This window comes from Amycolatopsis sp. NPDC049868, from assembly GCF_044461365.1.
Taxonomy (GTDB): domain Bacteria; phylum Actinomycetota; class Actinomycetes; order Mycobacteriales; family Pseudonocardiaceae; genus Amycolatopsis.
Genome location: NZ_JBITKV010000001.1, coordinates 1,074,812 through 1,086,772, shown reverse-complemented (window position 1 = coordinate 1,086,772; position 11,961 = coordinate 1,074,812). Strand labels below are relative to the sequence as shown.

The window sequence follows — 11,961 nt, the reverse complement described above, 5'->3', positions numbered from 1 at the left end:
GCCGATGCCGGACGCGGAAGAAGCCGTCGCCGTTTGTTACGTCGTCAAGCTCGACGACAAGAACCTCGGCAACCTCGGCGCATTCAGCAGTTGCGACGGGCTGGGGTGCGAGTTCGTCATGGAGCAGCGGGAGGAGGGCGGCAACAACGGCATGGTCTGGCAGCTCCCGACGCGGATCAAGTACTCCAACATCAAGCTCTCCCGCCCGGTCACCGAAGCCAGCTCGCAGATCACGAAGTGGTTCGCCGGCATGGCGGGCGGCATCGAGCGCAAGACCGCGACCATCGAAGCGCGCACCCTCGAAGGCACCGTGATCGCCAGCTGGTCGCTGGAGGGGGTCGTGCCCGTGCGCTGGAGCGGGCCGCAACTTTCGCCCGACTCGCCGAAGGTCGCCACCGAGACCCTCGAACTGGCCCACCACGGCTTTCTCAGCCCGGCGAAGAAGGGCTAGCCATGTCCTCACCCGTCACGTTCACCTCCGCCGGATCCCAGCCGCCCGCGGCGTACGGCTCCGGCGAACCGGCGCCGAACAACCTCCAGCGCGCACTGCTGGAGGTCCGCAAACCCCCGCAGTCCGGTGGCACCGGGCAGCCCGGCGCCAAGCTGTTCGAGATCAAGTTCCAGTTCAACCCCAAGGAACTCTCGCTCACCAAGAACGCCAAATGGGGACGTGACCCGCAGCGCAACGCGAAGAAGAGCGGACCTCCCGAGTTCAAGGGCTCGGACCCGTGCAAGCTCGCGCTGGAGATGTTCCTCGATGCCACCGACAAGATGGACGACGCCGTCGTCAAGAAGGTCGAGCAGCTCTTCACCTGCTGTGTCGCCACCGAGGAAAGCCGCCAGCACGGCAAGGGTTCGCCGCCGTGGGTGATCTTCAAATGGGGCGGTATGACCGGCTTCCCCGCGTATGTCGCCAATGTGACCGCGAAGTACACGCTGTTCACCCCGTCGGGCACTCCGGTGCGCGCGGTCTGCACGGTGAACCTGGAGGAGATCGCCGGCGAGCTGAGCGGGCAGAACCCGACCTCGGGTGCGCTGGCGGCACGGGACACCCATGTGTTCGTCGCCGGTGATTCCCTGCAGGCGGTGGCGTTCCGTGCCTATGGCGACGCGGGGAAGTGGCGCGAGATCGCCGACGCCAACGACATCGACGACCCGATGCGGCTGCGGCCCGGCACCCGGTTGCTCGTGCCGGCGCTGGAGGAACTCGATGGCTAACGAGAGCTTCGCGAACAACCTCATCGTCGAGGTCGCCGGGGGTCCGCTGCCCGACGACGTGAAGACGCTGCTCTCCTACGCCTACGTCGACGACAGCCGGAACCTCCCGGACATGTTCGTCCTGCGGTTCCGCGATTCCGGGCACGTGGTGCTGGACAAGGGGAAGTTCACGGTCGGCGCGGAGATCAAGCTGAAGGTGCAGACCTCCGATCCCGAGGCACCGCAGGAGCTGCTTTCCGGCGAGGTCACCGCGGTCGCGATCGACCTGGACCGGATCGGTACCTTCACCGAGGTGCGTGGCTACGACCACGCGCACCGGCTGTTCCGTGGCCGCCGGGTCGCGGTCTACCCGGGGATGAGCCTCGCGGACGTCGTCACCAAGGTGACTCAGCGCGCCGGGTTGAAGGTCGGCAAGATCGATCCGGTCCCCGGTGTCGGCGGCCGTCCGCATACGCAGTTCAGCCAGGACAACGTCAGCGACTGGGATTTCCTCTCCCGGCTGGCGGAATCGGTAGGCGCCCAGATCGCCGTGCGTGGTGGTGCCCTGAACTTCCGCCTCGCGGAGAAGCCGTCGTCCGCACCCGCCACCACCGCGAAGGCCAACACCGACCCGCTGGTGCTCGAGGCGCACCGGACGCTGGTCAGCCTGCGCGCCAGTGTCACCGCGGCCGAGCAGGTGCCCGAGGTCGAGGCCCGTGGCTGGGACATCACGACGAAGAAACCCGTGGTGGCCGTCGAAAAGCCGAAGAACGCGGGAACCGAGGTCGAGGGCGTCGACCCGGTCGCGCTCGCGAAGAAGTTCTCCAGCCCCAAGTACGTCTCGGCGGATACGCCGCGGCGGACCCAGGCCGAGACCAAGGCGGCGGCGGTCGCGCTGTCCGAACGGCTCGGCGGCGCGTGTACCGAACTCGACGGGGTGGCCAAGGGCAACCCGAAGCTCCGGGCGGGCGCGGCGGTGACGCTGACCGGTGTCGGCAAACCGTTCGCGGGCAAGTACACGCTCACCAGTACCCGGCACCTGTTCAACGCGGAAGTCGGCTACACCACCGAGTTCGCCGTCTCCGGCAGGCAGGAACGCTCGCTCTACGGGCTGGTCGCCGGTGGCTCCAGAACGTCGGCGTGGCCCGGGGTGGTGCCCGCGGTGGTCAGTGACGCGAAGGATCCCGCCGGGCTCGGCCGGGTCAAGCTGACCTTTCCGTGGCTGGATCAGGACTTCACCAGCAACTGGGCGCGTACGGTGCAACCCGGAGCCGGGAACGGGCGGGGCGCGATGGTCATGTCCGAGGTCGGCGACGAGGTGCTCGTGGGCTTCGAGCAAGGCGACTTCGAGGCCCCGTACGTCCTCGGCGGGCTCTACAACGGCGCCGACGCGGTCCCGAAGTTCACCGCGTCGCCGATCGACGGCAACAGCGGCGAGATCGCCGTACGGGGTTTCGTCTCCCGCAAGGGGCACAAGCTCGAGTTCGCCGAACAGGACGGCATCGTCGTCGCCTCCGGGGACGGGAAGCTGGTGGTCAAACTCGACCAGAAGAACCAGATGATCGAAGTGACCAGCGGCAAGGGCGTCACGGTGAAGGCGCGGAACGGCGTGAGCATCGACGCGGGCAGCGGTTCGCTGGAGCTCAAGGGCCAGAAGGTTTCCGTGAAGTCGGCGGCCGAGGCGACCGTCGAGGCGGGCAGCAGCCTGAAGCTGTCGGGCACGGCGGGCGTGAACGTCGAAGGCGCGACGGTGTCGGTCAAGGGACAGGGCCAGGCGGAGCTGACCGCGAGCGGTGTCGTGACCGTGCGCGGCAGCGTGGTCAAGATCAACTGAGGAGGGGGACGAATGCGGAAACCGGCCATGTGCGTGAACGGCTGTGGCATGTCGCGAAAGCCACTTTCGCGACATCTGACGTCCCGAAAGTGGCTTTCGCGACACGCCGGCCGCTCCGCACACCAGCCAGACCGGCAACCGGGACCCGCCCGGTCTTGAACCGCCGACAGACACAGAACCGAGGAGTGGGCATGCCACCAGCCGCGAGGGTCGGCGACCCGACCGGGCATCCGGGCGTCATCTCCGTGCCCGGGGTGCCGACCGTGCTCATCGGCGGGAAACCCGCCGCCACGGTCGGCACGATGCACATCTGCTCGTTCCCGCCGCCCGCGGTGCATCCGCCGACGCCGATAGCGCCGCCGGGCTGCCCGACGGTGCTGATCGGCGGCCTGCCCGCGGCGCGTATGGGCGACCTGGCCGCCTGCGGCGCGCCGATCGTCATGGGCTGCCCGACCGTCCTGATCGGAGGCTGACGTGGCTGTGCCGATGAAAGACTTCCTCGGTCGGGGACTGGCGTTCCCGGTGCGCACCGACGCGACGGGTTCGATCGCCTTGGTCGGCGGCGAACGCGAGGTCGTCGAGAGTATCCGGCTGATACTGGCCACCGCTCCCGGCGAACGGCCGATGCGCCCGGAGTTCGGTTGCGCGGTGCACGATCTCGTGTTCGCGCCTGCCGACTCGGCCACCGCCGGGCAGATCGCCTACGAGGTGCGCACCGCGCTGGAGCGGTGGGAGCCGCGGATCACGCTCACCGACGTCGTGGTCGGGTTCTCCGAGGCCGAGCGTGGCACGCTGCTGATCGACATCAAGTACCAGCTGCGCGGGACCAACGACCCGCGCAACCTGGTCTTCCCGTTCTATGTCATCCCGCCGCACGAGTCCACTCAGGACGGTGCGTGATGTCGCTGCCCATGCCCAACCTCGACGACCGCCGGTTCCAGGACCTGGTCGACGAAGCCAAGTACCTCGTCCAGCGCAACTGTCCGGAATGGACGGACCACAACGTCTCCGACCCCGGCGTGACGTTGATCGAGACGTTCGCGCAGATGGTCGACCAGGTGCTCTACCGGCTCAACCGGGTACCGGACCTGCACTATCTGCGGTTCCTCGACCTCATCGGCGTGCGGTTGTTCGCACCGACCGCGGCGCGCACCGACGTGACGTTCTGGCTCTCGGCGGCGCGTGACGTCCCGGTGGTCGTCTCCGCGGGGAAACAGGTCGCGAGTGTGCGCGACGAGGTCGAGGACCCCGTCGTGTTCACCGTGGAGCGCACGCTGACGATCGTGCCGTGTTCGCTCGCGGGTCTGGCGACCGGCGACGCCGACCCCGGTGTGCCGCCGGTCGACCGTACCGACGAGCTGCTGGTCGGCGGCGAACCCGCGTGTTTCGCCGAAAGCCCCGCGTCCGGCGACGCCGTCTACTTCGGACTGTCGGACGCCGTGCCCGGCTGCGCGGTACTGCTGCGGATGGACTGCGAGGTCGAGGGGCAGGGTGTCGATCCGCACGACCCGCCGTGGGTCTGGGAGGCATGGGACGGGCACGGCTGGGCCGTCGGTGAGATCGACCGGGACAGCACCGGCGCGTTCAACCGGTCCGGGGACGTCGTGCTGCACGTGCCGCCGGGGCACACGGTGTCGGTGCTCGCCGGGCGGCACGCGGGCTGGATCCGATGCCGGTTGACGGAACCGAAGCGGAACCAGCCCTTCTTCCAGCGGTCGCCGCGGCTGCGCTCGGTCGAGGCGTCGACCATCGGCGGCACGGTCGGCGCGGTGCACGCCGAGGTCGTGCGCGGCGAGGTCGTCGGCACCTCGGACGGGTTGCCAGGACAGCGGTTCCCGCTCGGCAGGCGGCCGGTGGTCGCCGGCGGCGAGGAGCTGATCGTGGAGGTGTCCGGTCCGGACGGCTGGCAGGAATGGACCGAGGTGTCCTCGTTCGCGGAGTCGGGCCCGGACGACCGGCACGTCCAGCTCGACCGGGTCGCCGGGGAGATCGCGTTCGGCCCGGCCGTGCGCCAGCCCGAGGGCGGCATCCGGTACTACGGCGCCGTTCCGGCCAAGGCCGCCGCGATCCGGGTGCCCGTCTACCGGGCCGGTGGCGGGCGGCGCGGGAACGTCGCCCGTGAAGTACTCGAAGTACAACGGGATCCGATCCCGTTCGTCAGCACCGTGGTGAACCGGCGGCCGGCGACCGGCGGGGTGGACGGCGAGTCGGTACGGGACGCGGCGGTCCGCGGCCCGCTGCTGCTGCGCACTCGCGACCGCGCCGTCACCGCCGAGGACTACGAGCAGCTCGCGCGCGAAGCGGCGCCCGAGGCGGCGAGGGTGCGCTGTGTACCGGCGCACGGCCCCGACGGCCGCGAGACCGGTGCGATCCGTGTCCTCGTCGTGCCCGCCGTCCCCGACACCGGCGAGCTGAAGTTCGCGACGCTGATGCTCGATCCCGGGATGCGGACCCGGATCGAGCGGTACCTGGACGAACGCCGTTGTGTCGGCGCCCTCGTGTCCGTGGAAGCGCCGTTCTACCACGGGGTCACGGTCGTCGCCCGGCTGAGGTCGCGCCGCCGGACCAGCCCCGGCATCCTCGGCCCGCGGGCGACGCAGGCGCTCTACGACTACTTCAACCCGCTCACCGGCGGGCCGGACGGCGATGGCTGGCCGTTCGGGCGGCCCGTGCAGTCGGGCGAGGTCTTCGCGGTGCTGCAACGGCTTCCCGGCGTCGAGATGGTGGAGGACGTGCGCCTGTTCGCGGCCAATCCGATCACGCGGGAACGCGGCGAGCAGGTCGACCGGCTCGACCTGCCGCCCCACGCGCTCGCGTTCTCCTTCGGGCACCAGGTCCGGGTCCGGGAGAGTGACCGATGAGAGCGGCCGTGCCCGGGCTGCCGAGCCCGCACCCGATCGGCGAGCAACTGCCCTCGGTCTACGCCGAGGACCGGTTCGTCCAGGGCTTCACCGGTGCGCTCGACGAAGTGCTCGCACCGGTCTTCGCCACGCTGGACAACTTTTCGGGTTACCTCGACCCGAACCTGGCGCCGGAGGATTTCGTCGGCTGGCTGGCGCATTGGGTGGCGTTGCGCGTCGACGAAGGCTGGAGCCCGGCCCGGCTGCGCGAACTCGTGACCCGGTCGGTCGAGCTGCATCGGTGGCGCGGTACGCAGCGCGGGCTCGCCGAGCATGTGCGGCTGCTGACCGGTGGCGCGGTCGAGGTGACCGACAGCGGCGGTGTCGTGGCGTCGCCGGAGCCCGGAGCGCCGCTCCCGGATCCGGGGCCGCCGTGGGTCCACGTGCGCGTGCGGGTGCCCGATCGGGGCCGGATCGACGAACGGCGGCTGACGGCGACGGTCGTGGACGCGGTGCCCGCCCACGTGCGCGTCACGGTGGAAGTGGTGGAGGGGTAGCGATGGTCATCTACCGGGAATGCGGGCATCAGGGTCCCGCCGACGTCGAGTTCTGCGGCGAATGCGGGCGGTATCTGAAATGGGACGACGAGGAACCCGTCGCGGTGAGCCAACCGGCCGCCCAGCATCAGGTCGTACAGCCCGCCGAGCCGCTCGCTCCGGTCCGGCAGCCGCAGCAGCGGACGGTCGAGGAGCAGGTGCTCAATCCGGGCGACCTGATCTGCGGCAGATGCGGCAAGGGCAATGTGCCCACCCGCAACTTCTGCGGCCGCTGCGGCGCGTCGCTTGCCGAGTCGGAGGTCGTGAAGACCTCATGGTGGCGGCGGCTGTTCCGCCGCGGCGCCCGCGAGCACAAGGCGGGGGAGCGGCCGGGTAAGGACGGTGTCCGCCGTCGCGTCGGCCGCGCCGGTGCCGCGCGCCGCCGTGTCGGCAAGGCCGTCCGCCGGGTGATCGCGGTGATGCTGTTGCTCTCGGCGCTGATCTACGCGCTGTACCAGCCGTTCCGCGGCGCGATCAACACCGCCGCGATCGGCCTGTGGAGTCAGGTGACGGGGATCTTCGAGACGAAGCTGAATCCGGTACGCCCGAGCAAGGTGACCGCGAGCGCGCAGTCGCCAAGCCATCCGGGGAACCTGGTCAGCGACAACGCCAAGAACACGTTCTGGGCGGCGTCCGCTCAGGGCGAGCCCGTACTGGTGTTCACCTTCGACCGTCCGGTGGACCTGCGGAAGGCGATCGTGCATTCCGGTAACGGCGCGAACTTCCAGGCCGCGCACCGGCCGAAGACCCTGCATCTCGTGTTCTCCACCGGCAAGACCTACGACATGGTGCTGGCCGACACCCCGGACCTCCAGGAGGTCCCGATCGAGAACAGCGCCGGTGCGACCAGTGTCGAGCTGCATGTGGTCGGGCTGCATCGCTCGCTGGACGGCATGGACGTCGCGATCTCCGAGATCGAGCTGTTCGAGGCCGGTTGAGTGGGGTAAGGCAAATGTGGCTTTCGCAACGTCAGTCGGCCCACGTGGTGGTGAAGGTCTCCTTGCCTACCCTGAAGGTAGGGAAGGGGCCCTTCGCTACATCTTCGACGTGCTCCACGGCTTGGGCGTGTGTCGCGAAAGCCACTTTCGGGACATCACACGACGCTGTTGGCGCATTCGACACCGACTGTCCACAAGGGACACTGCTGCTCATCGGAGCGCTCGGTGCCCCCAATGTGGCATTGGGGGCACCGAATGAGGCTTACCCCGCAACAAGTGGCCACCGCCGGAAGTCCGCCGAATACCTCCGAAGGACACGATCCGGCGGCGACCACCGAGGAAGGACTGGATGACCATGCGCCCGAACCGAGCGGTGGCGGCGATCGCGCTCGTCGCGGTGCTGGGCGGAGCGGCGATCACCGGGATGCTCGCGCCGACCGCGGCGCAGCAGCCCGCACCTCCCGCCGCGCCCTACCGCGTCGGATATGTCAGCGCCGCGACCACCGGCTTGTTCCAGCCCTCCGGCGCGGCACTGCCTCCGGGCGCCGGCAGCGTCGATTCCGACGCGTCCGCGGGCAAAGGCGGCCTGGTGTGGGTGAGCAAACGGGCCGCCCGCGACGGTGCCGAGCGCGACGGCGAGATCTGGTACCTGCGGGACGGCACCCGGGTCCCGGTGCGCCTGACCGACGACGCGACCGCCGACACGCATCCGGCGTTGTCGCCCGACGGTTCGTCGGTCGCGTTCGTCTCGGAACGCACGGGCAGCAAGGACATCTTCGTGATCGGCGTCGACGGCCGCGGGCTGCGCCAGGTGACCGCCGGACCGGCGGCGGACGATTCACCGAGCTGGTCGCCCGACGGCGGCCGTCTCGTGTTCAGCGGTACCGGCGAGGATCCGGCCGGTGACCTCTACACCGTGCCGTCGGGCGGTGGAGCGCCGACGCGTCTGACCAACGACCCCGGCGCCGACACCCAGCCCGCCTGGGCTCCCACCGGTTCGCGGATCGCGTTCACCACCACCAGATTCGACCCCACCGGGGATGTCGTGGTCATGGCCGACACCGGCGGCGCGGTCACGAGAGCGGTACCGGAGCCCGGTGACTCGTCCGAGCCCGCGTGGTCGCCGGACGGCGCGCGGCTGGCCTTCACCACCCGGCAACCGGATCCGCTCGGTGACGTCAAACAGGTCGCCTTGCCCGGCGGTCAGGTCTCGGTGATCTCCGCGCTGCCCGCGGTCGGCGAGACCGAGCCGACCTTCCGCGCCGATGGGCAGCCGGTGTTCACCCAGCTGCGCGGTGGCGCCACCACCGACATCTGGAGCGCGGACGCGCGTGGCGGCGACCGCCGCGACCTCACGAACCGGCCGGACGCCGACGAAGCCGATCCCGCCTTCTCCCCGGACGGGACTTCGCTGGCCTACACGGAATTCGGCACCGGCGAGAGCCGGAACAGCCAGGTCGTCGTGGCGAACTCCGACGGCGGCGCGCCGCGATCGCTGACCGGCGGGGCCGGCGAACGGGAGCGCCACCCGGCATGGTCGCCGGACGCGACGAAGATCGCGTTCACCCGGACCGTGTCGAGCGGCGAGGGTTCCGACAGCTTCGTGCGGATCGTGCGTGTCGCCGACGGCCGTCCGCTCGGCGACATCCCGATCCCGGCGCACCTGCGCGGCGACGACTCGCAGCCGGTGTGGTCGGCGGACGGGACGAAGATCACGCTCACCCGTGCCGCCACCCGGATCGGGCCGCCGGGACCGTCCAGAGTGGACCCTCCGGTGGTGGACGTCCCGGTCGGGCGCGGCGGTTCGGCGCGGATCGGCAAGACGGTGCAGACCGACCGGATCCGCTCCCTGCCGGATGTCGTCCTGCTGATGGACCAGACCGGCTCCATGGGCGGTGAGAACGGGGTGCTCGAACAGGTCAAGACGAACCTCGGCAAGGTCATCGACAGCGTGCGCGACCGGGAGAAGGAAGCACGGTTCGCCGTCGCGGCGTTCGGAGACGTGCGCGACCCGGACGACGTGGGCGCGGACGGCAAACCCATCCCGCGGTCGTTCTTCGTGCAGCAGCCGCTGACCCCGGCGGGCACCGACGCCGAGCGGAAGCTGCTGTCCGACGCGTTCGCGCGGATCAGGGCGGACTGGGGCGGAGACACCGCCGAGGACTGGCTCCTTGCCTTGCAGAAGATCGCGACCGGTGCCATCACCTTCCGCCCGGACAGCAGCCGCATCCTCGTCCTGGTCGGCGACGCGGCGAGCCATGAAGACCCACCGGACAAGGGGTCGGCGGTCCGGGCCGCGGTGATCGCCGCACTGAACGCGGCGAAGATCAGCGTGGTGGCCGTGCCCGCGGTCACCGGCGGGTCGAGCACGGATCGCGACCGCGGCCTCGACGCGCGGGGACAGGCGACCGCGATCACCAAGGCGACCGACGGTGTCCTCACCCCCGGCACCGACGCCGGCCAGATCTCGGACGCGATCATCGCGGGCATCGGCGACCTCCCGGTCAGCGTCCAGCCGGTGAGCTTCTGCGATCCGGGCCTCACGATGACGTTCGATCCCGCGGGCCCGCAACGGGTTCCCGGCGGCAAGGACGCGCGGTTCACCGAAACGGTGACGGTGTCGTCGACGGCAGCACCGGGTTCTTTCCTGCGCTGCCGCGTGGAGTTCCGGTTGAACGGGGAAACCACCGTGCGGCCGGGCTACACCGAAAACGTCACCGTGCGCGTCAAGGATCCGGCTCTGCCGTTGATCACGCTGCACGACCGGACGGTGACCGGGACCGGTCCCACGGTGATCGAGTACCCCGCGACCGCGGTGGACGTGGACGGAAGCCCACTCGAACCGCGCTGCGCGCCGTCGTCCGGCAGCCTGTTCCCGGTCGGTGCCACCACGGTGACGTGCACGGCGACCGGGAAGAACGGCACCGCCGTCGAGACCGCGGTCATGGCCGTCGCACCGCCGGGAGAAGACCGGCGGAAGCAGTTGTGGCAGGTAGCGCTGACCCAGCCTTCGCCCGACGCCGTCGTGCCGGGAGACCAGCGTGACCTTTCGTCGCTGTTCGGGCCGGGGTGCGGGGCCGGCGCGGAAGGAACGGCGGACGTCGCGCCGGATGGGGCCACCCTGGCCTTCCAGAGCGGCAACGCGCTGATCTGCGTGGCTCCCGCCGACGGTGGCCAGGCCCGGATCCTGGTGCAGCGCGCGGGATTCGTCGACGATCCGGCCTGGTCGCCGGACGGCGGGCTCGTCGCCTACACGAACTCTCCCGGCGAGTCCCCGCCACGGGTCGCGGTCGTGCCGTTCACCGGCGGCGACGGCCGGGTTCTGATCGACAGCCCCGGCGGGGCGGCACAGCCCACGTTCCAACGGATTCCCGACATCGCGGTGAGCGCGAGCGCCGTACCCGTCGCGATCCCGTTCGAGGGACTCACCACGTTCGAGTTCGTCGTCACCAACCGCGGTGTCACCGCGTCACCCGCGGTGGGGCTGTTCGTCCGGCTGACCGCCGGTCTGCGACCGGGGGCGGTCCTCCCCACCAAGGGCACCTGCACCCCAGGGCTGGTGTGCGCGTTCGGCACGATGGTGCCGGGCGAGGAGGTACGGGTGCGGTTCGGCGCGACCGGCCTGATCGCCGGAGCGCAGGCGGCGACCGGCACGGTCACCACGGCCGGCCCTGACGCCGACCCGCGGGACGACTCCGCGACCGCGGTCGTGACGGTCGGCGAAAAGCCGGCGCCACCGGTGACTCCCGGGTCCTTGTCGGTCGGGATGTCGGTCTCGGCGGTCCCGTTGTTCGTCGGCGGCGACGATGTGCTGCTGACCTACTTGGTGCACAACGGTTCCCAGGCCGCGATGCCGGATGTCCGGCTGGTGACCCAGCTGCCACCCGGGCTCCCCGCGACGTCGGCCGCACCCGGATGTGTGCCCGGTGGCGGAAGTTGCGCGCTCGGGACGCTCGGGCCGGGGCAGACTGTGGCGGTCCGGATCTCGTTGGCCGCGAAGGCCGCCTTCGAGGGCCCGGTTTCCGGCACGGTGAGCACGACCGGTCCCGACAACAACGCCGGGGACAACACGGCGAACGCGCGGGTGGTGGTCCGGCAGCCGGTGGTCGAGCTGGATCCGAAGATCGGCACCCTCGGCTTCGTCCCGCGGGTCCGGGGAACGGACTTCCCACCGGGTGCGATGGTCCGGCTGGCCTGGTCGGCCGGGATCTCCGCACCGGGGCTGGTCAGGGTCGGCGCCGACGGAAGATTCGAGGCGTACTTCTTGATCTTCCACCACGACCTGGTCGGCCCGCGCACGGTGAACGTGACCTCGGTGGGTGGCGTGAAATTCGGGACGGCCGGGTCGAATCCGATCCTGGTCGTGCTCCGAACCCAGCAACCTCCGTTCATCACCCGCGGTTGACCTTCTCCTTGAACGGTTGTGGCGTGGGGGGGGGGGCCCCCCCCCCCGCCCCCCAACAGCGAAAAAACACGGGGATAGGGCCCCCCCCCCCCCCCCCCCCCCAGCCCCCACACCCCCCCCCCCCCCCCCCCCCCCCCCCCCGCCCCACGTA

At 70.5% G+C, this 11,961-nt stretch carries 9 protein-coding genes; all 9 read left to right on the top strand.

The annotated features are described in order from the left end of the window. Positions 1-4 precede the first annotated feature (4 nt). A complete protein-coding gene (locus tag ACIBTM_RS05240; protein ID WP_063274550.1) occupies positions 5-451 on the top strand; it encodes a phage tail protein in 447 nt (148 codons plus the stop codon). 2 nt (positions 452-453) lie between these two features. Then, a complete protein-coding gene (locus tag ACIBTM_RS05235) occupies positions 454-1,218 on the top strand; it encodes a LysM peptidoglycan-binding domain-containing protein (RefSeq protein ID WP_395875279.1) in 765 nt (254 codons plus the stop codon). Beyond that, positions 1,211-3,031, top strand: coding sequence for a VgrG-related protein (locus ACIBTM_RS05230; RefSeq protein ID WP_395875278.1), 1,821 nt, complete (start codon positions 1,211-1,213; stop codon positions 3,029-3,031). The genes ACIBTM_RS05235 and ACIBTM_RS05230 overlap by 8 nt, the downstream gene beginning before the upstream one ends. Positions 3,032-3,222: 191 nt before the next feature. Continuing rightward, positions 3,223-3,504, top strand: a complete 282-nt coding sequence (locus ACIBTM_RS05225; protein ID WP_395875277.1) for a PAAR domain-containing protein — start codon at positions 3,223-3,225, stop codon at positions 3,502-3,504. A 13-nt stretch (positions 3,505-3,517) separates the two neighbouring features. Further along, a complete protein-coding gene (locus ACIBTM_RS05220) occupies positions 3,518-3,931 on the top strand; it encodes a GPW/gp25 family protein (protein ID WP_395875797.1) in 414 nt (137 codons plus the stop codon). Then, positions 3,931-5,892, top strand: coding sequence for a putative baseplate assembly protein (locus tag ACIBTM_RS05215; RefSeq protein ID WP_395875796.1), 1,962 nt, complete (start codon positions 3,931-3,933; stop codon positions 5,890-5,892). The genes ACIBTM_RS05220 and ACIBTM_RS05215 overlap by 1 nt, the downstream gene beginning before the upstream one ends. Beyond that, on the top strand, positions 5,889-6,428 hold the full coding sequence (locus ACIBTM_RS05210; RefSeq protein WP_395875276.1) for a phage tail protein: 540 nt from the start codon (positions 5,889-5,891) through the stop codon (positions 6,426-6,428). The genes ACIBTM_RS05215 and ACIBTM_RS05210 overlap by 4 nt, the downstream gene beginning before the upstream one ends. Positions 6,429-6,430: 2 nt before the next feature. Next, on the top strand, positions 6,431-7,405 hold the full coding sequence (locus tag ACIBTM_RS05205; protein WP_395875275.1) for a zinc ribbon domain-containing protein: 975 nt from the start codon (positions 6,431-6,433) through the stop codon (positions 7,403-7,405). A gap of 349 nt (positions 7,406-7,754) precedes the next feature. Then, entirely contained in the window at positions 7,755-11,810 is a 4,056-nt protein-coding gene (locus ACIBTM_RS05200; protein ID WP_395875274.1) for a VWA domain-containing protein, read from the top strand. Positions 11,811-11,961 lie beyond the last annotated feature (151 nt).

Bases quoted from the DNA above. Each gene is read 5' to 3' on its own strand.
- ACIBTM_RS05210 (WP_395875276.1), top strand. From the start codon at position 5,889: ATGAGAGCGGCCGTGCCCGGGCTGCCGAGCCCGCACCCGATCGGCGAG.
- ACIBTM_RS05220 (WP_395875797.1), top strand. From the start codon at position 3,518: ATGAAAGACTTCCTCGGTCGGGGACTGGCGTTCCCGGTGCGCACCGAC.
- ACIBTM_RS05240 (WP_063274550.1), top strand. From the start codon at position 5: ATGCCGGACGCGGAAGAAGCCGTCGCCGTTTGTTACGTCGTCAAGCTC.
- ACIBTM_RS05200 (WP_395875274.1), top strand. From the start codon at position 7,755: ATGACCATGCGCCCGAACCGAGCGGTGGCGGCGATCGCGCTCGTCGCG.
- ACIBTM_RS05205 (WP_395875275.1), top strand. From the start codon at position 6,431: ATGGTCATCTACCGGGAATGCGGGCATCAGGGTCCCGCCGACGTCGAG.
- ACIBTM_RS05225 (WP_395875277.1), top strand. From the start codon at position 3,223: ATGCCACCAGCCGCGAGGGTCGGCGACCCGACCGGGCATCCGGGCGTC.
- ACIBTM_RS05235 (WP_395875279.1), top strand. From the start codon at position 454: ATGTCCTCACCCGTCACGTTCACCTCCGCCGGATCCCAGCCGCCCGCG.
- ACIBTM_RS05215 (WP_395875796.1), top strand. From the start codon at position 3,931: ATGTCGCTGCCCATGCCCAACCTCGACGACCGCCGGTTCCAGGACCTG.
- ACIBTM_RS05230 (WP_395875278.1), top strand. From the start codon at position 1,211: ATGGCTAACGAGAGCTTCGCGAACAACCTCATCGTCGAGGTCGCCGGG.